The sequence below is a fragment of the Natronosalvus amylolyticus genome (assembly GCF_024298845.1).
In the GTDB taxonomy this organism is placed as follows: domain Archaea; phylum Halobacteriota; class Halobacteria; order Halobacteriales; family Natrialbaceae; genus Natronosalvus; species Natronosalvus amylolyticus.
Window position 1 is genome coordinate 944855 of record NZ_CP101156.1, and the last position, 21740, is coordinate 966594.

22 protein-coding genes are annotated in these 21740 nt (G+C 58.3%); 14 read left to right on the forward strand and 8 right to left on the reverse strand.

The features are described 5' to 3' along the window. Positions 1-79 precede the first annotated feature (79 nt). The gene (locus NLK60_RS04465; protein ID WP_254809690.1) at positions 80-1162 is read left to right on the forward strand and encodes a TrmB family transcriptional regulator; all 1083 of its coding nucleotides are present in this window, start codon (positions 80-82) and stop codon (positions 1160-1162) included. 104 nt (positions 1163-1266) lie between these two features. Continuing rightward, positions 1267-2352: an aminopeptidase gene (locus NLK60_RS04470; protein WP_254809691.1), complete on the forward strand. Its 1086-nt coding sequence runs from the start codon at positions 1267-1269 to the stop codon at positions 2350-2352. Positions 2353-2710: 358 nt separating this feature from the next. Here NLK60_RS04470 and NLK60_RS04475 read toward each other — a convergent pair whose 3' ends face one another. After that, entirely contained in the window at positions 2711-3178 is a 468-nt protein-coding gene (locus NLK60_RS04475; protein WP_254809692.1) for a hypothetical protein, read from the reverse strand. A 286-nt stretch (positions 3179-3464) separates the two neighbouring features. On the opposite strand from NLK60_RS04475, the gene NLK60_RS04480 reads away from it, so the two are divergent. Next, positions 3465-3896 (forward strand): hypothetical protein, encoded by a 432-nt coding sequence (locus NLK60_RS04480; protein WP_254809693.1) that lies wholly within the window; start codon positions 3465-3467, stop codon positions 3894-3896. Between the two features lie 1111 nt (positions 3897-5007). Here the strand turns inward: NLK60_RS04480 and NLK60_RS04485 are convergent. The 4 genes from NLK60_RS04485 to NLK60_RS04500 form a co-directional block, all read right to left on the reverse strand. Further along, entirely contained in the window at positions 5008-5859 is an 852-nt protein-coding gene (locus NLK60_RS04485; protein ID WP_254809694.1) for an IS5 family transposase, read from the reverse strand. Positions 5860-5925: 66 nt separating this feature from the next. Then, positions 5926-6603, reverse strand: a complete 678-nt coding sequence (locus NLK60_RS04490; RefSeq protein WP_254809695.1) for an O-methyltransferase — start codon at positions 6601-6603, stop codon at positions 5926-5928. 278 nt (positions 6604-6881) lie between these two features. Continuing rightward, complete coding sequence (locus NLK60_RS04495; RefSeq protein ID WP_254809696.1) at positions 6882-7952, reverse strand: polyprenyl synthetase family protein; 1071 nt, start codon at positions 7950-7952, stop codon at positions 6882-6884. An 87-nt stretch (positions 7953-8039) separates the two neighbouring features. Beyond that, a complete protein-coding gene (locus NLK60_RS04500; protein ID WP_254809697.1) occupies positions 8040-8528 on the reverse strand; it encodes a DUF309 domain-containing protein in 489 nt (162 codons plus the stop codon). 482 nt (positions 8529-9010) lie between these two features. Here NLK60_RS04500 and folD point away from each other — a divergent pair, with 482 nt between their 5' ends. After that, a complete protein-coding gene (folD, locus tag NLK60_RS04505) occupies positions 9011-9904 on the forward strand; it encodes a bifunctional methylenetetrahydrofolate dehydrogenase/methenyltetrahydrofolate cyclohydrolase FolD (protein WP_254809698.1) in 894 nt (297 codons plus the stop codon). Positions 9905-9974: 70 nt separating this feature from the next. Here the strand turns inward: folD and NLK60_RS04510 are convergent, their stop codons facing one another. Further along, on the reverse strand, positions 9975-10688 hold the full coding sequence (locus NLK60_RS04510; protein WP_254810428.1) for a DUF7117 family protein: 714 nt from the start codon (positions 10686-10688) through the stop codon (positions 9975-9977). Positions 10689-11107: 419 nt separating this feature from the next. Here NLK60_RS04510 and NLK60_RS04515 point away from each other — a divergent pair, with 419 nt between their 5' ends. The 5 genes from NLK60_RS04515 to NLK60_RS04535 all read left to right on the forward strand — a co-directional run bounded on the left by NLK60_RS04515 (position 11108) and on the right by NLK60_RS04535 (position 16038). Next, the gene (locus tag NLK60_RS04515) at positions 11108-11473 is read left to right on the forward strand and encodes a DUF7528 family protein (RefSeq protein WP_254809699.1); all 366 of its coding nucleotides are present in this window, start codon (positions 11108-11110) and stop codon (positions 11471-11473) included. A gap of 76 nt (positions 11474-11549) precedes the next feature. Then, on the forward strand, positions 11550-11696 hold the full coding sequence (locus NLK60_RS04520) for a hypothetical protein (protein WP_254809700.1): 147 nt from the start codon (positions 11550-11552) through the stop codon (positions 11694-11696). Between the two features lie 586 nt (positions 11697-12282). Continuing rightward, entirely contained in the window at positions 12283-12558 is a 276-nt protein-coding gene (locus tag NLK60_RS04525; RefSeq protein WP_254809701.1) for a PadR family transcriptional regulator, read from the forward strand. Between the two features lie 283 nt (positions 12559-12841). Continuing rightward, positions 12842-14194 carry an aminotransferase class III-fold pyridoxal phosphate-dependent enzyme gene (locus tag NLK60_RS04530; RefSeq protein WP_254809702.1) on the forward strand — a complete coding sequence of 451 codons (1353 nt, stop codon included), beginning with the start codon at positions 12842-12844 and terminating at the stop codon, positions 14192-14194. Between the two features lie 212 nt (positions 14195-14406). Beyond that, positions 14407-16038 (forward strand): sensor histidine kinase, encoded by a 1632-nt coding sequence (locus NLK60_RS04535; RefSeq protein WP_254809703.1) that lies wholly within the window; start codon positions 14407-14409, stop codon positions 16036-16038. A 75-nt stretch (positions 16039-16113) separates the two neighbouring features. On the opposite strand, the gene NLK60_RS04540 is transcribed toward NLK60_RS04535, so the two are convergent. Continuing rightward, complete coding sequence (locus tag NLK60_RS04540) at positions 16114-16437, reverse strand: ribbon-helix-helix protein (protein WP_254809704.1); 324 nt, start codon at positions 16435-16437, stop codon at positions 16114-16116. 198 nt (positions 16438-16635) lie between these two features. Between NLK60_RS04540 and NLK60_RS04545 the strand changes: the two genes are divergently transcribed. The 3 genes from NLK60_RS04545 to NLK60_RS04555 all read left to right on the forward strand — a co-directional run bounded on the left by NLK60_RS04545 (position 16636) and on the right by NLK60_RS04555 (position 19638). Continuing rightward, complete coding sequence (locus tag NLK60_RS04545) at positions 16636-17592, forward strand: HhH-GPD family protein (RefSeq protein ID WP_254809705.1); 957 nt, start codon at positions 16636-16638, stop codon at positions 17590-17592. 101 nt (positions 17593-17693) lie between these two features. Continuing rightward, on the forward strand, positions 17694-18986 hold the full coding sequence (locus NLK60_RS04550; RefSeq protein ID WP_254809706.1) for an O-acetylhomoserine aminocarboxypropyltransferase/cysteine synthase family protein: 1293 nt from the start codon (positions 17694-17696) through the stop codon (positions 18984-18986). 73 nt (positions 18987-19059) lie between these two features. Then, positions 19060-19638 (forward strand): NADPH-dependent FMN reductase, encoded by a 579-nt coding sequence (locus NLK60_RS04555; RefSeq protein ID WP_254809707.1) that lies wholly within the window; start codon positions 19060-19062, stop codon positions 19636-19638. Between the two features lie 21 nt (positions 19639-19659). Here NLK60_RS04555 and NLK60_RS04560 read toward each other — a convergent pair whose 3' ends face one another. Then, positions 19660-20307: a hypothetical protein gene (locus tag NLK60_RS04560; protein WP_254809708.1), complete on the reverse strand. Its 648-nt coding sequence runs from the start codon at positions 20305-20307 to the stop codon at positions 19660-19662. Positions 20308-20436: 129 nt separating this feature from the next. Here NLK60_RS04560 and NLK60_RS04565 point away from each other — a divergent pair, with 129 nt between their 5' ends. Then, positions 20437-21021: a thymidine kinase gene (locus tag NLK60_RS04565; RefSeq protein WP_254809709.1), complete on the forward strand. Its 585-nt coding sequence runs from the start codon at positions 20437-20439 to the stop codon at positions 21019-21021. A gap of 4 nt (positions 21022-21025) precedes the next feature. Next, the gene (locus tag NLK60_RS04570; RefSeq protein ID WP_254809710.1) at positions 21026-21625 is read left to right on the forward strand and encodes a YIP1 family protein; all 600 of its coding nucleotides are present in this window, start codon (positions 21026-21028) and stop codon (positions 21623-21625) included. Positions 21626-21740: the final 115 nt, after the last annotated feature.

The following is a 21740-nucleotide window of genomic DNA, read 5'->3' on the forward strand; positions in this document are numbered from 1 at the left end:
TCCCGGTGAAAATCCGTCCGTGTCGCCGTTCGTCGGTATGTTGGTACAACCCATCCCAGGGGGCGACGAGGTGAATCGTATGGAGAGTGAGAGTCTTATCGAAACGCTCGAGGACGCAGGACTGTCGCCGTATCAAGCAGACGCCTACGTGACGCTACTCGAACTAGGGGCCGCTTCGGCGACTGACATCGCCAAAGCCAGTACGGTTCCGGATCCTCGAATTTACGACGTGTTGCGATCACTGCAAGAGAAAGGGTACATCGAGACGTACAAGCAAGACAGTTTGCACGCACGAGCGCACGCTCCGGACCAGGTACTTTCAGACCTCCGTGATCGGGCGACCGCGTTCGAATCTGCCGCCGACGAAATCGAAGACCGGTGGATGCAACCGGATATCGAGGCCCACAACGTGAGTATCGTCAAGCGAATGGATACGGTACTCACACAGGCGGCCGACCTCATTCGCTCGGCCACCAACCAGATCCAGATCGGCCTGAGCCCAGCCCAGTTCGCCGAACTCGAACCGGCACTTGCCGAAGCGAAGGCCAACGGTGTCGACATCAAACTCTGTCTATTCCCCGAGATGGGCGAGCCAGCGACAGTTCCAGCCACTGATCGACTCGCCGAGACCTGTACGGAAGCGCGCTGGCGGAAGGTCCCCTCGCCATTTCTCGCATTGATCGACCGGTCGTGGACGTTCTTTTCGCCACACGGTAGTTCGACCAACCAATACGGCGTCATCGTCAACGATCGGACCCACGCGTACGTCTTTCACTGGTATTTCATCAGCGTGCTCTGGGAGGTCCACGAAGAGCTGTACACCGAGCGGTCCACTGAACCACCGACGAGTTTCGTCGACATTCGTCACTGCGTTCGCTCTATCGAACCGTATCTCGAGGAAGGAATCGAATTCGATGCCACCATAACAGGGTACGATACGGAAACCGGGGCAGAAGTGGACGTGTCGGGAAAAATCACGGGAATTACGTATGCCGGGGTTTCCATCGACGACGACGAAAACCTTCCACTCGCACAACTGGCTGGAGAGGTCTCGATTACGCTCGAGACCGACGATACAACGTACACCGTCGGTGGCTGGGGCGCGATGATCGAAGACCTCGAGGCGACCCGAATTACGATCAACGACTACATCGAACCCTGAACGCCAGTTCTGGTATCGAGAATATCGGTCGAACGAGATACCATTCCTCGAGTCGTCAGAGAGATATCAGAAAGTTTTTCTCGATTTCACTGGTGGCTCCGCGTATGGATCCACGCGTCCGAGAACACGCTGAAATCATCGTCGATCACTCCGTCGACGTACAGCAAGGCGACACCGTCCGAATCAAGGCACCACCGGCTGCAGAGGAACTGGTCGTTGCCCTCCACGAACTGCTGGGGGAACGCGGGGCACACCCCTCACTCGGGATGTCGAGTAGCGCAGCCACACGGGCGTACCGACGAGCGGTTGACCCAGAGGATCTCGAATGTCCAGCGCACATACTCGCAGCTGCCGAAGAAACTGACGTCTTCATCTCTATTCGTGCCTCCGAGAACACGGCCGAGACCAGCGACGTCGATCCGGCTGTGACCGTGGCATACGGACAAGCATTCAAACCAATTCAGGAGGAAGTGATGGGGAGTCGCTGGGTCGGCACGCAGTATCCTGCTCCTGGAAATGCCCAGAAAGCAGAGATGAGCAACGAAGCGTACGAGGAATTCGTCTGGAACGCCATCACCAAAGACTGGGACGAGCAGCGGGAATTTCAACAGCAGATGGTCGACCTCCTCGATCCCGCCGACGAGGTTCGAATTACGAGCGGCGAGACGACCGACATCACCATGTCCGTCGCCGGAAATCCCACCCTGAACGATTACGGTGAGAAGAACCTCCCCGGCGGTGAGGTGTTCACAGCCCCGGTTCCTGACAGCGTCGAGGGTCACGTCCGCTTCGACAAGCCACTGCTTGCTCAGGGCCGGGAGATCAACGGCGTCGAACTCGAGTTCGAAGCCGGCGAGGTCGTCGATCACAGCGCGGAGAAAAACGAAGACGTACTCTCGGCTGTACTCGAGACAGATGACGGTGCTCGCCGACTGGGCGAACTCGGTATCGGGATGAACCGGGATATCACCGAGTTTACGTACAATATGCTCTTCGACGAGAAGATGGGCGATACGGTCCACCTAGCTGTTGGTCGTGCCTACGATGAAACCGTTGGTGAGGAAAACGAGGGTAATGACAGCGCCGTCCACATGGACATGATCATCGACATGAGCGAGGATTCGACTATCGAGCTCGACGGAGAGGTCGTCCAGCGCAACGGGACGTTCGTATTCGAAGACGAGTTCTGAAGGGAGACGGTGCCTCGAGGACTGATCGAACACTTTTTGGTCCAGATTTTGCGAGTGAGGAGCGGCGCGACGAGCGAGACAAAAGGTGGATTCTGAAGACGGGTTCTGAAGGGAGACGGTGCCTCGAGGACTGATCGAACACTTTTTGGTCCAGATTTTGCGAGTGAGGAGCGGCGCGACGAGCGAGACAAAAGGTGGTTCTGAAGACGAGTTCTGAAGGGTCAGGTATCGAGATCGGCTACTCGCCCCGTCTAGGGTGACACGAGTGAGCTGTTGAGGACAAAACGAAGCAGCGCACGAGTGGTTATCCCGTCAGTTCACCGGGGCTTCGAGGCGGCTGCTACGGGGTCGAGGGGAGTTACGGCCATGTCGCCTCTTTTTCGCCATAGCTCCCGTACTCGACTGCGCTGACGGTTTCGGGCAATCCCTCGTCGAAACTGATGCGGATCTGATATGCCCTCGTGGACTCGGGTAGCGTACAGTCTTCCTCCCCTGACTGGTCGCGGACGTAGCCCACCCACACGTAGAGCGAACCGTCTTCTGGATCGTATTCCGTTCGATCTGGAGAGATAATGAGTTCCTCACAGTTTCCGGACGGGTACATAAAGTACCCTTCGACAACGACGCTATCACCATCAACGGTGATACGCGGTGGCTCATCACGGGCTGGCAACCCATCCTGATCGAGATCTCGTGTGGCTTCCCAGTCCGCGATTTCCGTAGGAGGACTGTCACTCGCACCGATCTCATCCCGGTCGGAGAGACAGCCTGCAAAAGCGGTTGAGACGAATGTACAGGCTGTTACGATGACGTTTCGTCGCTCCATATCTGAAGTGCTCGAGAGGTCGGTAAATGTTTTGTGTGAGATGAGCGCTTATTCTTGAAATCGAGGGTCACATATTCGCTCGTCAGTTCATACTTTCGAACAAGTGTTCCTCTGTCAGGCGTCGACCGATCCGTGAAACCGAACGCGGGCAATCGGTTGCAGGCGTCCGTTCAGGCCTGACAAAGCAGTGCTGCCTACCAGAGGCCACCGCTTGGTCGAATGAAATGGCAGAGCCAACAGGTATATAGCCTGTCGTGTGCTGCACCCACCAACCACTGGTGACTACGTGCGCTATTCCCACATTCGCTCGAGTCCAGTCGTACTGACGCTCGCACTCGCCTCCATCGGGATCGCCGGGGCGATGAATACGGCCACCGTACCCCGAACGGTCGTCGCGAGTGCCCTCGTCGTGTGTGGTGTATACGGGGTTGCGACCGTCGCCCGCCGACTCTCGAAGCCACGGCTGGTCCGCCTTTCCATCGGTCTATGGCTCGCGTTCATCGCAATCGCTGGCGTCCACGCTGTCGGCCTCGAGACGTTCGCCGCGACCCCTTCGACACCGTTCATCGCGTTCACCACGGTCATCTGGGCGGTGACCTGGGCGACGCTCATCGGCGCATCTGCGGGGACCTCGTTTCTCGCGTTCAGGGAGTATGCCGCAGGGTCGTACGTTGCCCATCCCGAAGACAGCGTGGTCGACGGGGAGTACGACTTCTGATAGCATTTCGTGGAGGTTCCTGGGCGCCAAACGTTTCGCGCGAACCCGTTACCGCTCGAGTTCTTGGAAAATTCGGGCCTTGTTGAAACCCTCAATCGGTGATAGGTTTCAGCAGTCCTGCTGAATACAGGGCGCGAATGTCGTACGTCATCTGACTCGATCTACAAAAGGTAGTGACCGGTCAATATACATCGTGTGGTTGATGGAGCAGGCAATTAGTGCGATGTAATCTATTGTGCGCTTTTATTGTGGTGTTGGATTACTCTCCTCGTGTCTGTAGATACGTGCGTATAGTTAATAAACCGATATATGTAGCAAACAAGAATCCGAAAAAGAAGACTATCCATACGATAAATCCCAATTCCGGCTCAGAGTGCATCACGGTGTTTTCCACACCATTATAATAGGAAAAGTGACACAAATGTTCAGTAATTCCTAACTCTGTGAGGATGTCTTGCCGCTTCATATCTATTTTCTTGGAGTCACCAGCAAGTACTTTCTGGTGAGCTAACAATAATATACTCTAAATAGGCACAGTGATCGCCCCTCGGTTCTACAGGATCAAAGTAAAAGATGCGATTCCGTAGTGCTGAACTCATTCTCTGTCTCTTGCACGCTGTTTCTGACAACAGCTCGGTAGTTGGTCGAATCGCTGCAAGATACAGGGCGCGAATGTGGTACTCGTAGAGCGCGTTCAACGCGAAAGAGCAAACGTTCAGTACAGGTGAGGCAAGTAACACAGTGCTGACCTCTTCCGACACTCTCTCGGTTACATTGAGATGATTCCAAGAAGGTCGAGGATCATCCAACTTGCCCAGAATACCGCCCACAGGACGATACCTATTGCTACCCACTTAGGAACATTCCCCGACAGATCGGGAGTCTCAGATGGATAGTATGGTGAAAGCGGATTGTTCGGCTTCTTGTCACCCATGCTCGGTATTATACTCCAAAAGAAGTTAAATCCCGTACATTAGAAGGGGAATTAGAATGTATGGGCCCGGTACATCCGCAGGTTCTTTATTGGGTATATCAGCGTTGGAAGGGTGAAATAAAGTCAACCCTCGTGCTGCATTCATCCTCTCTATTCAGCAGTCCGTTCCTCTCGGAATCACGGACAGTCGCACTCCTTGTATGACATAGCGATGCTTCGCTCCAGATTGTGAACGATGCACTTGATGACGAGTTCACGGAACTGCTTCCACCACAGGCGTGACCGGACAAATGCACCGAATTTCTGTTTGATCGCCGCGTTGACTGTCTCGTTCATGTTTCGCCTGTGGTAGAGATCGCTGTCCAACCGAGCATTCCACGCCTTGTGGAGGGGTGTGAACTCACGGTGCTTGATGAGTGGCCGAATATCATGGTTACGGGCAAGCCGCCGGAGTTTCTGGTCGTCGTATCCCTTGTCATCGGTCAATACCGCGATGGACTCTCCGTTCCGTTTCACTACCTGTGGCGCGATCTGTGTATCGTGTTTCCGTGTCGTCGTCACATGGATGTCGAGCACGGCGTTAATCGCCGTATCGACCAGTAGCGTCGTCTTCAGCTGCTGGATGGTGAGATTCGTTCGCTTCGTGTAGTGAGTTGATGCATGCGCCCACTCGAACCCCGAAGCATCGATGCCGGTGATACCGTTCAGCGGCAAGTCCGCGAGCGAGATGTTCAGTAGCACTCGCCAGACGGCCATCTCCAAGCGGTCGAACGCCTTGCAGAGTGTCGAGGGTGCGGGAATCGAATCGAGATCGAGGGCGTCACGGATGCGAGGCATCTCGATGAGTTCATCAACGAGGTCGCGGTACGTGGTCGTCTTCTTCACCTTGAGACAGAGAAGAACAACGTGCTGGCGGAGCGTGAACCGCTTCCGAGAATAGCGTGTCGAAAAACGTGTAACAGCACGGCGAGCCAGCACCATAGCTCGTTCAACGAACCGGAGAAGTCGTGACTTCGGCAGGGAATCCATCCTGTCTCAGACAACTCGTCCATCATGTTTGCCTGCAAGGGTTTCAACAAGGCCAAAATTCGAGACTCAGGAAATGCGATAGCTCAACGCGATCCCTTCACCGAGCGGTAACACCACCGTCTCGAAGTCCGGATCGGCGCGAACCGTCTCGAGGTAGGTGGCGATACCCTGTGTGTGCTCGTTCACGTCCGTTGGGGACCCACCTTCCGCGATCTCGAGTAACTGGTCGAAATCGATGATTCCTGCGCGCATGGCGTTGTCAGCGATGATCGCCCCGCCGATTGGAAGTTTCGGTTTGATCGCTTCGAAGGCATCCGCGTACCGGTGTTTCTGGTGGTCGATCAGTACGACGTCGAACGGCCCGTCGTATTGGCCGACCGTCTCCATCGCGTCGCCCAGTTCGTACCTGGCGATGTCGTGGTAGCCACCCCGCTCGAGGTACGTTTCCGCGAGTTCGAGTTCGTCCGCATCGACTTCCGTGAGCACGAGTTCGCCATCCTCCGGAAGCGCTTCGGCGAACCAGTACGCCGAGTATCCGTACCCGGACCCGAACTCGAAGACGCGTTTTGCGCCGACCATGCGAGCGACGAGGCGGAGAAAGCCCCCGACCTCGGGACCGACGTGTGGGAAATCCGCCTCCTCGGCATACGCATCCATCTCTCGAAGCGTCTCGTCGGGTTCCGGAGCCATCGCACGGACGAATCGCTCTACGTCTCCATCGAGTACTGCGTCTTCGCCATCCATACCGTACGGTGGGTTCCGGAGCGGGATAAAATTCGGTGCCGCCAGGTGGCTCCAGCCGTCCGGCGGACCATGTACACCGCGTGGTTATGGGCATCTCGAGCGAAAAAGCCACTCCAACTCCATCCAGTGAGTTCGGTGTCGTCTCCTCGCGGTCAGCGACCGTCCCAGTCCGATGCTGACCGGGACGTGGTGATAGTGATTCCTGGAACTATCGAGACAAGCGAGTAGAGACGGTACCGCTCGAGTGCCTCAGGAATTCCAGCGACGCTTTATCCCACTCAAACGTCGCGTTCGACCACGAACTCGGTGAACGACAGGAGTTTTTCGACGGGCTCGGGTTCCAGTTCGTCCTCGATACCGTGTATTTCGGTTCTCGCTTGCCCGGCTAACTCGAGGGCGCGCTCTTTTGCGTAGTCGATACTGCCCGCATCCTCGAGTATCTGCAACGCTTCTGTGATTTCTGCATCCGTGTTCTCGCCTGTTGCGAGAATTTTCTCGAGGCGTGCTGCTCGGTCGGTATCGGCGGTTTCGATGGCGTGTAACACTAACAGCGTCTTCTTCCCCTCCCGGATATCGTTACCAAACTCTTTGCCGAAGTCACCCGCGCGCCCGAGTGAGTTTTCGATGTCGAGGATATCGTCGCCGATCTGGAAGGCAATCGACGTCTGCTCGGCATAGGTCGCGACTGCCGTTTCGATTTCGGCCGGTTGCTCGGTGACGATAGCTGCCAGTCGAGCGACGATACGGCCCAGACAGCCCGTCTTACAGGCACTCATTTCGAGATACTGCTGGGTCGAGATTCGAACAGCCGATTCGTTGTGCCAGCAAATGTCCATTCCCTGCCCCAGGTGTGTTCGGTTGAGTTCGCACATCAGCATATCGTAGGCCCGCAACCGGGTTTCTTCGGAAAGGTTTGCTGGGTTGTGTGTCAGAATCTTCAGTGGGAGAAAGTACATCGCGTTGCCGGCATTGAGTGCGACGTCCTCGCCGTGTACGTGGTGTAACGCGGGTTCACCACGACGGATGGCTGCTCCGTCCTCGACATCGTCGACGATGATGGTGCCGTTGTGCAGTATTTCGGGGATAATTGCATAGGGAAGATACCCCTCCGGGTCCTCGCCAAACGCCTCGATAAAGACCAGAAATAACACTGCACGCCAGCGCTTGCCGCCACGCTCGAGTAGGTCCCAGATCGGATCGGAGAGCGCAGACTGGAGGCCCTCGGGGTCGTACTCGAACCGAGGCTCACCAAAAAAATCCTCGAGGTATCCCGCGTCGATTTCCTGTGGCAGCCACTCCGCAATCGTTTCGTCGATGGCCGGCCGCCAGGACGCAAGCGCCTCTTGCATACGTTGAACCGACGGGGACCGTGGTGAAAAACTTTCAGATTTTCCACCCAAATAGAGAGTCGTTCTCAGCAGTTCGGACCGTCACTATTACTCGAGGCCTTCGGCGTACTCGAAGTCGCGCTCGCTCGCAGTGGGTTGGGTTCCGTCGATCGTGATGGTCCAGTCATCGACGCTCGTTGGATCGTTTCTGGCGTTGGTCAGCGTCGTCCGAACGTCGAGGAGGTCGACGCCGTAGAAATCGTTCGGAACGCCGTGTAGATACTGTAGTGCGGTTCGAAAGAGGCTGTCCATCCCGTCGTCGTTTTCGAAGTCGACGTGCTTGTAGACGCCAGCCGCAACCTGGACCATGCCGTGGAGAAACTGGCTTTCGACGGTGCCACGACCGTAGTTGTACCACTCGTCCTCGAAACAGTCGTGGCTCTCGTGATAGGCACCGCCATTGAACAGGCGGACGCCATGAATCGTCGCTCGCCGAAGGGTGCCGTGTTCCCACCGGTTTTCGACACGGTTCCACCCGGTCGGCTCCCTCGAGGCAGGTGGCGGACCCACGGAAGGGTCGTGTGTGTGGTCGTCCATGTGCGTACATTCGACCCCAACCGTAGGTGCCTTTCGACCAACTACGTTGCCCTGATCTCTGTGCACGCTCCGAAAGTATCGGCACAGTGATTCCGTGCTCGGAGAACAGGGGGTTAGAAATCAACCGGCCGACCGTCTCAAAGTGGTTTTTTGCAATCCCTTGCAGATTATAGTAGCCAGTGAAAGTCATTGCACACCCTATCGCAAGACTGCATCGCGGTAGGTGTGTAAATCGTTTCACTGGCTACTATAGTTGTGTCCGGGCACGAATATCGTCCACCCCACAGGCATCGACGGGTGACGACAGCCTCTGGCTCGTTCAACGCGGCGTGTAACTCGGTCGCCAACTCGAACCAGCGAAAGATCTCGAGTGTCGTCCAGCAAAGCCGATATGCACGTATGTGCCTAAAACATCTGGTTGAGGCCCTGGAGATGAGCACGAACCCGAGCTTTCATTACGATAGGCAACTCGTTCTCGAGTAATGACGACCCACATCGATGGCAACGCCGTTGCGAGCGAGATTCGAGACGAGTTGACCGATGCAATAGAGACACTGGCGTCGGAAGGCTCTCGACCCGGTCTGGCGACCGTGCTGATGGGGGACGATCCGGCCAGCCAGACGTACGTCTCGATGAAACAACGCGATTGTGAGGAAGTCGGCATCGAACCACATCACGTCGACGTCGACGGCGATGCGCCGGCAGACGAACTGTTCGACACCATCGAAACGCTCAACGATGATTCCGACGTACACGGCTATCTGGTCCAGGCGCCGGTCCCGGACCACGTCGACTACCGACAGGTTATCCGCCGTATCGACCCACTCAAAGACGTCGATGGGTTCCACCCCGAAAACGTCGGCCGACTCGTCGCCGGTGACGCCCGATTCCGCCCGTGTACACCACACGGCGTCCAGAAACTCCTCGAGGCAACAGGCGTCGAAACCGAAGGAAAGGATATCACCATCGTCGGTCGATCCGATATCGTTGGCAAACCCCTCGCAAACCTCCTGATACAGAAGGCAGACGACGGGAACGCAACCGTCACTGTCTGTCACTCTCGAACCGCCGACCTGGAAAGCAAAACACAGAATGCAGACATCGTCGTCGCCGCAGTCGGCGTTCCCGAACTCATCGATGGATCGATGATCAGCGAGGGCACCGTCGTCATCGACGTTGGAGTCAATCGTGTCGACGCCGACACCGAGAAAGGCTACGAGTTGGTCGGTGACGTCGACTTCGACAGCGTCGAGCCAAAAGCAAGCGCTATTACGCCAGTCCCAGGCGGCGTTGGACCCATGACCAGGGCCATGTTGCTCTACAACACCGTCAAAGCGGCCAGCCTGCAGACGGGTATCGACGTCGATCTGCCGTAGGAGGTTCTCACCGTTCGAGGATTCTTGAGACAGGGTATCGTATCTAATCAAATAACGCCATATTCTCTACTCACTCGAGGGAATCGAGTTCGTCCTGGGCCAGTTCGATAGCGACGTGATCGCCGCGAAGGCCGTTGGCTACGTGACGTGTCGCCTCTAGTAGCTGGTCGGCGACCGTCGGCTCGACGTCTCCCTCGAGCAGCCGGAAGCGGGTTTCGTGGTCGGAGAGGTGCTCCAGACAGTCTCGGGCGCCCTCCGGAACGGCTGTTCCGGCAGCCAACCAGGTCCGGACGTCACGGCGATAGTCTCGAACCGCGTTAGCGGTGGCGATCCCTCGCGCCTCGCGAAACGAAGCGGGAACCTCGGCGGCCTGGGGGCGTTCACCCAGATCGGCGTCCCGCAATAACGCCAGAAAGTAGAGCGATTCGTCCTCACTGGGTTGGGTCGTCCGCACGAGTAAGTCGGCAGCGTGGGTGAGCTCCCGCGCCGCGACGTACGTCTCGTCGAGTTCGAGTAACTCACCGCCACGGACGAAGCCACGACTTCGGACGTACTCTCGGGCAACGTCGCGAGCGCGTGCGGCCAGTTCGTCGTCAGCCGTCGTGTCGATATCGTTTCGAACGGGTGTGAGGTCGAAGGTGGCCGCCTGATCGGTGTGGATGACCCGCTCGTCGGTTCCCACACTCTGGAGACTGCCACACGCCGGGCAGCCGATCGAGCCGGTTTCGAAGTACGACCACCGAGTCCCACACTCGGTGCACTCACGGTCACCACGGATTTTCATGTCCAGGTGTTCGGGTTCGTCAGTCATAGGGATTGTTGTCACTGAGTGGCTTTCCAAACCTGCAGCTGTGGGTGAACGCATGTGGTGCAGTTCGATTTCAGTCACGGTCGACGTTTGGGAGGGTACTGAGTACCCGACCAGCGGCGGTTCGAGGGGTCATTCACCGGGAAGAGACCACAAATACACTCTCGAACGGCCCATCGATGTGAGGCCGGACGAGTCGCCATGGTGGGCGCTCGAGTCGAATTCACAAGTTCATTTCTGCGGTAGGTGGCGTGTACACGTTCCACAAACAGATTTTTACTGTGGGCCGTTTTCGGACCGAACGATGAATCGGAGCCAACACACTCCTGATCGAGAAATTCTCGAGTAGCAATCCATCCGTACGAAAAAGCGGTCCCGAACAGGTTACACTCGAGGTGGGCGACCGGTCGTACGATCTCTCGAGAAGGGAGGCACGGGAACTCCGTACTGAACTCACGAACGCACTCGAGGCCGAACACGAGTTCGTTCGAACCCGTGGAACGCACAGGCCGGATGACACGTACGTCGTGACGCGCAGAGGCGTGGCCTCGAGCGGCCATCGGAAGGTGTTCGACGACTTCGAAACGCTCTCGAGGCGGTTCCGTGACTTACCCGACACGTTCACCGCGAAAGACATCGACTGGCCGGGCGTCTCCGGGCGTCGGCGACACCTCTGTTGTTGGCATTTCCTCGAGCATCCGGAGTTTCCGTGTCAACTCGCCACACGACAGCCACTTACGGTGACAAAAACTACCGAGTAAGGAAAGGCCAGCGTTGGAATGCACGTGTCAATTATGCATCAATGACACTATAACGGTCGAATAGCTAGCAACGTGTATGCGTGAGGAGGAAGAAATCCGTGAGCAGTACGAGTTTTTGATCGACCAGCTAGAAAGCGAGGAGATGCGTCACGAAGGCGTGAGACAGATGTTTACTCACTATCGACGAGCACTCGGGTGGGTTCTGGAAGAAGAACACATGTAACAAACTGTTTTCGTCGGTGTCGATGTCAGCGTTCAGGTAAGTCGCTGTCGGTACCTTTAAGTCTCCCGAGGGAATTGCTTCAATTGACGCTTCGCTTTGGAGGGCCGAAGCGTCAGCGGGGACCAATTCAGGGCGGCAAGCATTCGCACGGCCTTTTTCATGCCGTGCGATTTGCTTTCCTGTTTACTATCGCTCCTGAGTCGTGACGCTATGGTTCGACACGCCGGAGACAGCTATGGATCCGATCTACACCACGTTCGACTCGAGCGTACTATAGTAGCCATTGAAAGTCATTGCACCTCCTATCGTAAGACCGCGTCGTGAGAGGTGTGTGAATCGTTTCAATGGATACTGTAGCGGACACCGAACCCTATGGTAAAACGAACGCTCATATAATGCGGTACCTCTTTGTTTGAACGCTAAACATGAGTCACCTGTTATGCATTTCATCCCGTTAATCCGTCGGCACGCTTACGATTCCTGCTGAGTGTGAGAAAAGCGAACACCGACCATTTGTCGTCACTCACTGGAACCAACCCGATATATTTATTAAAATTCGACAATAAATACGAATGGTACGTTCCCAATGTACGATCTGACAGGATTCCAGCGAGACTTGCTGTACGTCATCGCCGGAGAGGAAGAACCGCATGGACTGGCAATCAAAGACGAACTCGAGCAGTACTACGAAAAAGAGATTCACCACGGTCGACTGTACCCGAACCTCGATACCCTCGTGGACAAAGGTCTCGTCGAAAAGGGCAGCCGAGATCGACGGACGAACTTCTATACGATCACCCGACGCGGGAATCGCGAACTCGAGGCCCGACGCGAGTGGGAAGCACAGTACGTCGACCTCTAGTGGTTCGTTACGACTGAATATGAGAGGCGAACCGATAGCCGTCGTCGAGTTCGACTCTCATTCCGCTAGCTGATAACGTATCGGTAGCTGTCGATTCCCGGTCGATACCGCCGACGCCACCCTCGAGTCACCGCTTGTCGGTGCACACTCGAGTCAGACACCCACTGGTAGACCAATTAGGCTCTCCGGTCGATCGCTCGCCTGCAAGCCGTTCCTTGGACAGGCACAAGTTTTGCCAGAACCACAACGAATATTTTTAATTAGTGGAGGTTCGAGTGAAGACATGGACCGAGATACGGTCGAACCGTCTGTCGAGACGATACCGGGGAAAAACGCCTCCACGTGGGCGGACTATCATCACCAGTTTGCCGCACCGAGCACCTACGTCTACGAATTCGTCTGGGATAGCACAGCCGACGCAACCGGCCCGTTCTGTACCGACGTCGACGGTAACGTGCTCATGGACTTTACGAGCCACGTTGCTGCTGCCCCGCTGGGATACAACCATCCCGCTATCGTGGACAAACTGGAAGCGTTCGACCTGCCGGACCCGCTGAAAATTGCCGGGCAGGACTTTTACGTCAGCGCCGGTGGCGAGCCGTCCGATCCCGATCTTCCCGGCCCAACACAGCTACTGGACCGACTCGTCGACCTGACGAGCCACTACGACATGGATCGAGTCTTCCTGTCGAACTCCGGGGCTGAAGCCGTCGAAAACGCGATTAAGATCTGTTATGCGAGCGGTGGACACCGTGGAATCACCTTCGACGGTGCGTTCCATGGACGGACGCTCGGCGCGCTCTCGCTCAACCGATCGAAAACCGTCCACCGCAAGGGCTATCCCGAGGTCCCCGGCATCATCAGCGTCCCCTATCCTTCGACCCAGGAGATGTACGAAACCGACTGGTGTACCGATGGACCCGGCGGTAACGTGGTCGCCGACCGACTGGATCCCGAACAGGGCGTCATCGACGCCGACGAAGTGGCCTTCCTGATTCTCGAGCCCGTACAGGGTGAAGGGGGCTACCGAGTTCCACACCCGGAGTTCGCTCGAGACGTCGAACGGCTTCGAGAGCGGTTCGGACTTCGCGTCATCGCCGACGAAATCCAGTCCGGGCTCGGTCGGACGGGCGAGATGTGGGCTATCGACCACCTCGACCTGACGCCGGACGTCATCACGAGCGCCAAGGGACTGCGCGTTGGGGCAACCATCTCCCGGTCGGACGTGTTCCCCGAAGAGACCGGCCGAATCTCCTCCACCTGGGGAGCCGGTGACCTGCTTGCCTCGATGCAAGGCGTGTTGACGATCGACGCAATTCGAGAGGAAAATCTCCTCGAGAACGTCCGCGCACGCGGTGAGCAGTTCCGCTCCATCCTCGAGGAACGAGACGCTCCTGGCCTGATCGATGTCCGTGGTCGGGGACTGATGCTCGCAATCGAATTCGATACCAAGGATCGACGCGAAGCCGTCGTCGACGCCGCTATGGAGCGAGGCCTACTGACTCTCGGCTGTGGCTACAAAACACTCCGTCTCTTGCCACCGCTCGACGTGACCGAACGCGAGATTGAACTCGGCGCACGGTTGTTGTTCGAGGCGATCGACGCAGTCGAAGCGCAGATGAGTGTCTCAGCCTGATTCCGTCGGTATCGGCGCTCCGGAATGTAACCAGTGCGGGTGGAACTGCGACTGAAGGGGCGATTCACTCGAGGATCCAATGGCGCCGATCGGCACAAACGCTTTTTGCTACGTACGGGAGTTGTGTAAGTCAATACCGTGTCCAGTCGATCGGATTCCGAATGAATGTGCATTGATCCTATGACCAGTACAGCGTCCCCCATTGAGCACCGATGAACACGTCACAGCGATTCGTCCTGGCCTTCGCCATCGTGTTCGTTGTGAGCGGTTTCGTGCTCGTGGCTGCCTTCGATGCCCATCGGAGCGACGTAACGTCGTACACCGAATCGGCTGTCGAAGATCAGGCCGAGGGAACGGCGGCGGCGCTCGATGATCGACTTCGTGGGCAACAACAAACGCTCGAGGTCGCGGCAACGAACGAGGCGTTGGCCGATCATCGGAGTCAGCGCCAGCACGACGCGCTCGAGGGGGTCGTCGACCAGTCTGCGTTCGACGGAGCCAGTATCGTCGATAGCGATGGTACCGTCCAGTCGCTGACCACCGGTGACGACAGCGAGAGCGAACTCGTTGGCGCGGACTTTAGCGACCGCCCATACGTCCAGTGTGCACTCGAGGGAGATCGATGTATCAGTGACCCGTTCGTCGCCGAGACGGACAATTACATCGTGGTCATCAGCGTGCCGTTGTACGACGATGGAGAGGTCGTTGGCACCGTCAACGCCGCCTACCATCTGACAGAAACCGTCTTTTTCGACGCGCTATCGAGCGTCGATGAGCGCACTGGTATCACCATCACACAGGACGAGCGGATACTATACGCCCAGAACGACCACCTCGGTGAGACGATCGATCGGCAGGCCGACCTCGAAACGGTCGACTGGACGGTGACAGTTCACCACGATCAACAGCTCTTGCTCGAGACGCTCGATCGGTTACAGACATTCCAGATCATCGTTGCACTCGCCTTTTTCGGGAGCGTCACCGGCTTTGCCGCCTGGGTGTATCGATCCAAGGTAAAGCGCATCGGGCGCCTGACCGATCGACTCGACGCCCTCGAGGAACGGACTTACGACACCGAGATCACTATCGGTGGACCAGCAGAGTGGCACCGGATCGACCTGGCGATGGATCGGCTTGGACAGTCACTCGCCCGACGAGAGCAGATGCTGTTAGTCCACAATCGAATTCTCCGGCACAATCTCCGAAACGAACTCAACGTCATCGAGGGTCACGCCGCGCAGTTGGAAGCCACGACGGAGGGCAAAGACTGTGAAGCAGCTCGCACAATTCAACGGGCCACGACGGACCTCCTCGAGTTAGCTGACCGGGCACGGACCACCGAACGGTTGCTCGAGCGGTCGGTAACCGACCGAGAACCGATCGATATCGTCGGCACCCTCGAGGAAAGCATCGAGCGACTGCACGACGAGTATCCCGATGTCGAGGTGCATCTCGATGCGCCGAAAACCGCCAGTGTCGTCGGCGGGCCCGAACTCGTCGTGGCGTTCGACGAACTACTGGAAAACGTGGGTCAGCACGCCGGCGAAACGGCGAGAGTGGATATTTCCGTCCACACTGAAGCCGATACCGTTCGGGTTCTGATCGCTGACGATGGACCAGGCATTCCAGCAGCAACCATCGAGCGGATATCCGGCAGTACGGAAATTTCCCCCGTCAACCACGCCCGCGGTATCGGCCTCTGGCTCGTCGACTGGACCGTCAGCCTCTACGATGGCTCACTCGAGTTCCTCACCGATGAGAGCGGAACGGGGACGGTCGTCGAACTCACGTTCGAACGTGGACCACTCGAAGGAGGAACGAACGAGTTGGAGAGAGGAAAGTGATCGCCAGTGAGGCGAACGCAGATCCTGACACAACCCGTCTTCCATCGCTCGTTTCGATTATTCCGAGAGTGGCTATCAGAACCGGTATCGTCGCTCCTCGTCGAGTGATGGGTACGAATTCGCGCCGGTCATGTCGTCGAACGTCATCCCAGACAGGTACTCGTCGTAGGTGACGTCGAAGCCTGAACGCAGATGAAAGTCCATCCGGCCGGTCTCGACAGTCGACTGAAACAGCAGATGAATCGCCCGGCGAACGAGTTCGTCCGTCGACTCCGGCTCGAGGGCCGTCTCGAGGAGCGCCAGTTCGTTTCGCGTTTCGCGGTCCAGCGAAAGCGCGAGTTCGTCGTCGTACCCACTGTACGTGTCCTGCATCTCGGCGTTCAAATCATCGAGGCTCATACAGAGACTCACGAACAGGGTGTAAAGACGTTTGCGCTCGAGGTCGTGACCGCCTTCGAGGAGCCCATCACAGCCATCGTCGTGTCCGGTGGCATTTTCGTGTCCAGTGGCTTCCCAGACCTGAGCAGGTGCGAGGTCGAAGGCGTGCTATGTCGCCAATCGCCAGCCGTAAGGTCGTCCGTTCGATATCTCGTTCCAATGAGTGACTCCGGAGATGTCGACGACGATTTGAGGGGGTTGGACGACGAGACCCTCGAGGAAGTCCAGTCGGCACTGATCGAGTGGTACGAGGACGATCATCGCTCCTATCCCTGGCGGGAAACCGAAGATCCCTACGAAATCCTCATCAGCGAGGTGATGAGCCAGCAGACCCAGCTCGACCGGGTCGTCGACGCCTGGGCCGATTTCCTCGAGCGCTGGCCGACGACCGAGGCGCTGGCTGCCGCCGACCGGGCGGCTGTCGTCGGCTTCTGGTCGTCTCACAGTCTCGGGTACAACAACCGTGCAAAGTACCTCCACGAGGCGGCGAAACAGATCGAATCCGACCCACAATTCGACGGCGAATTCCCGCAGTCGCCGACGGAACTCGAGGAACTGATGGGCGTCGGCCCGTACACGGCCAACGCCGTCGCGAGTTTTGCGTTCAACAACGGCAATGCCGTCGTCGACACCAACGTCAAACGCGTCTGTTATCGGGCGTTCGACGTGCCGGATGACGACGACGCGTTCGAAGCCGCGGCGAACCGCCTGCTTCCCGACGGCGAGTCCCGCGTGTGGAACAACGCGATCATGGAACTAGGGGCCGTCGCCTGTACCAAACAGCCGCGGTGTGACACGGCAGACTGTCCATGGCGAGAGTGGTGTCACGCCTACGAGACCGGCGATTTCACGGCCCCGGACGTTCCCACGCAGTCCGCGTTCGACGGGAGTCGACGGCAGTTCCGTGGGCGCATCGTGCGAACGCTCGAGGAGTACGACGAACTCGACCTCGACACCCTCGGTCACCGGATACGCGTCGACTACAGCCCCGACGGAAACCACGGTCGCGACTGGCTCGAGGGGCTGTTGGCCGACCTGGTCGACGACGGGCTGGTCGAACTCGAGGAGCGAAAAGGGGACGACGACACCGAGCGTATCGCCCGCCTTCGGCGGTAAAATTCGACGGCGACCGGACGTCGGCAAGGTTCGTGTCATCGACGTCGGCAATACTGACCCATCTACCTAGGCTGATAACTGACGGGTGACTGGGTGCACGTATGACCGACGACTCCGACCGTTCACTCGCCACCGACTCGCTTCACGCCGGCCAGGAGCCGGACCCGGCGACCGGGGCTCGAGCACCGCCGCTGTACCAGACCACGTCGTACGTTTTCGACGACGCCGACGACGCCGCTTCCCAGTTCGCCCTCGAGGAACCGGGCTACATTTATTCGCGGTTGATGAATCCGACGCTCGAGACGCTGCAAGGGCGACTGGCCGCACTCGAAGGAGGCGTGGGTGCGGTCGTGACGGCCTCTGGCATGGCCGCACTCGACCTCACGACGTTCCTCCTCGCGGAAGCCGGTGACAACATCGTCAGCTCTTCGTCGCTGTACGGTGGGACGTACACATATCTGACACACTCCGTCGAGCGTCGAGGTATCACTACCCGATTCGTCGATTCGCTCGATTACGAGGGCTATGCCGAGGCCATCGACGAGGACACCGCGTACGTCCACCTCGAGACGATCGGCAATCCAGCACTCGACACGCCGGATATCAGCCGAATCGCCGATATCGCTCACGACAACGGCGTCCCCCTGTTCGTCGACAACACGTTCGCGACGCCCGCGCTATGCCGCCCGCTCGAGCACGGCGCAGACCTCGTCTGGAACTCGACGACCAAGTGGCTCCACGGCTCTGGGACCACGGTCGGTGGCGTCGTCGTCGACGGTGGTTCGTTCCCCTGGGCAGAGTACCCCGAAAAATATCCCGAAATTGCCGCCGATAATCCGGCCTATCACGGAGTCAATTTCGCGGAAACGTTCGGCGACGCCGCGTTTACCTACGCCGCCATCGCTCGCGGGCTTCGTGATCTGGGCAACCAGCAATCGCCGTTCGACGCCTGGCAGACGATTCAGGGCCTCGAGACGCTGCCGCTGCGAATGGAACGTCACTGCGAAAACGCGATGGCCGTCGCCGAGTTCCTCGAGGATCACGAGGCCGTCTCCTGGGTCACTTACCCCGGCCTCGAATCACACCCCACACACGACAACGCCAGCCAGTACCTCGATGGTGGCTACGGCGGCATGATCACCTTCGGCCTGGAAGCGGGGTACGAAGCGGCCAGACAGACCGTCGAATCGACCGAACTCGCGAGTCTGCTGGCAAACGTCGGCGACGCAAAAACGCTCATCATCCACCCCGCCAGCACGACCCACCAGCAACTGAGCGCCGAGGAGAAAGAATCCTCTGGCGTCACCGATGACCTGATCCGTCTCTCGGTCGGTATCGAGGACCCCGGCCACATCATCGCCGATCTCGAGGCTGCTATCGAGAGCGCGACGTAGTAATTACGTTCCCTTTCGGACTCGTCTCCACCGGGCGCTGCCTTTTTTATCCCATGAGTGCCTCGAGTGAGCCATGACTGACGTACACGTCGTTGCCGTCTGTGGGAGTCTGCGCGATGAGAGCTTTACGCGAGCCACGCTACAACGGGCGCTCGAGGGGGCAGGGGATGTCGGAGCCGAAACCGACCTTCTCGACCTCCGCGAGTTCGACCTGCCGCTGTTCGATGGCGACGTCGACCGGGAAGACGCCGGGGACGCAGCCGAGTTGGCTCGAGTCCTCCGCGATGCCGATGCGATCATCCTCGGATCGCCGATGTATCACGGCTCGTACTCATCGCCGCTAAAAACGGCGCTGGATTACTGCGGATTTGATGAGTTCGAAGACAAGACGGTCGGCCTCGTTGGCGTCGCTGGTGGGTCGTTCCCCGTGACCACACTCGAGCACCTGCGCTCTGTGTGCCGGGCACTCAACGCCTGGGTGTTGCCCCATCAGGTCGCCATTCCGCGGGCGAGCAGCGCAATCGAAGGCGGGGTATTCGTCGACGAGAAACTCGAGGAACGAGTCGCGACGCTCGGTCGGCGAGTCGTCCAGTACGCGGCCATCGAACCGGATCCTGGCTCGTTCGAAGGGGATCAGAACGTCGGCGCGTGAAGATTGGTTTCGGAATTCGGCTCAGGGCTCGAGCGTCTGTTGAAAACGCCGTTGATGGGCCAGGAAGACGAAGACGCCGAAAACGAGCAGCCCGACCTGAATGGCTTCGACCTGAATAACGAGCGTCCGGTCACCGAGCGAGAATGACTCGCTCAGAACGGACCAGTCGCTAAACCAGGCGGAAGCGAGTAAGATGGTCGCTCCAATCGCGATGAGACCGGCTGCTAACAGTGCCGTGAACTGTCCCCGCTGGGTATCGGTAAGCCGAAAAACGCGTCGCTCGAGCAGAAACTGAATCGTGAGAATAGTCGCCAAAAGCGTTCCGGCGACGATGAGGCCAAATACGCCACCCGTCAGTTCTGCGGCGAGTAACCAGACCAGCCAACCGGTAACGAGCGTAAGCGTCGCTCCGATGCGCACCGGTGTCAGAATGTCGTCGATGGCCGTTGTCGTCAACCCGTAGACGCCCATTCGTAACAAGGCGCCACAGAACAGAACGCCTAAACCGGCGAGTGCCGTCGAAACCGAGCGCGAGCCGTCGACAACCAGCAGGAACCACACGCCAACAGCGAGCGTCTCGAGCGTCGCTGCGCAGACGGCAGCACCCACACCGACCAGTCGACGTCGGGTGTGCCGACCGAACGCGTCCGACTGGCGGATAACGCTCATACCCACCGTACGGAGACGGGGGCTTTCGTTAATCGATGCGTTCGAAGCCATCGAAACCCACGCTCAACGTCTGGACTCGCGGCTCGATTTGGCAAACGCTTTAACCACGGCTTTCCCCGCTTTCATCCGATGCACGCGATCACGAACAGTGGGTGGATCGAAGTCGTCACCGGCAGTATGTTCTCCGGGAAGACCGAAGAACTGCTCCGTCGGCTTCGTCGCGCGGAGATCGCGGGACAGGATGTCGCCGTGTTTACGCCAGCGATCGACGACCGATACGGCAAAGACGCGGTGGGGTCACACGATGGTCGACGATGGGAGGCAGTTGCCGTCGAACCGGACAGCGATTTCGAAGCCGTCAACGAGCACCTGAACGGCGAGAAAGTCGTCGCGTTCGACGAGGGGAACTTCTTTACCCCGGCGCTCGTCGAGTGCTGTGAGCGACTCGCCGGCGACGGCCGGCGGGTCATCGTCAGCGGTCTCGACCTGAACTTTCGTGGGGAACCCTACCAACCCATGCCACAACTGATTGCCGTCGCCGAATACGTCGAAAAGTTCCGAGCTATCTGTACGCAGTGCGGTGAGCCAGCCACCAGAACACAACGGATGATTAACGGCGAACCGGCCCACGTCGACGACCCGACGACCCTCGTCGGTGCCGAAGAATCCTACGAAGCACGCTGTCGTCACTGTCACACAATCCGACGAGACTAACCCGATGACCCAGTGGATCGAAAACCCCGAAGGCGGCCGTGACCGAGGACCGCGCGGACTGGCTCGGGCCTGGCTCGAGGTGCTGGTACGCCCTCAGCGGTTCTTTCGCACAGGCGTCTCTCCGGGCGATCAGGCTCCCGGATTGACGTTTCTGATGACCGTCGTGCTGGTCGCGGTCACGTCCCAGTACGTCTTCACGCCGGAATCGTTCCCGTCACTTCCCGTCTCGCCAGTCCTCGCGGCTGCGTTCTGGATTAGTCTCGTTGTCTTGCTGGTTGCGCCGCTCGGATTACACCTGTTGTCGGCCCTCCAGACGCTATTTTTGCTGGTGGTCGTGAACGATCGTGCCGGCATTAGCCAGACCGTACAGGTTCTCGCCTACGCAACGGCCCCGTGCGTGGTGGCTGGCGTCCCGATTCCCGCGATCCGCGCGGTTGCCTGTCTGTACGGAGCCATATTGCTGGTCGCTGGCTTGCGTATCGTTCACGAGACGTCCCTCATCCGTGCATTACTCGCCGGCTTCGTACCGGCGCTCCTTCTCTTTGGCTACGGGTTCGGGGGGATAGCTGCTCTCGAGGCACTGGGCGTCACCGTTCCGTTGTAGCCGAACTGGTACTCCGTCAAGGCTCGAGCATTTCGCCGAACAGTTCCGCAGTCAGTAGGGGCTCCTTACTGCTCGAGCAACGCGGAAAACGAATCGAAACGGTGTACAGAACTAT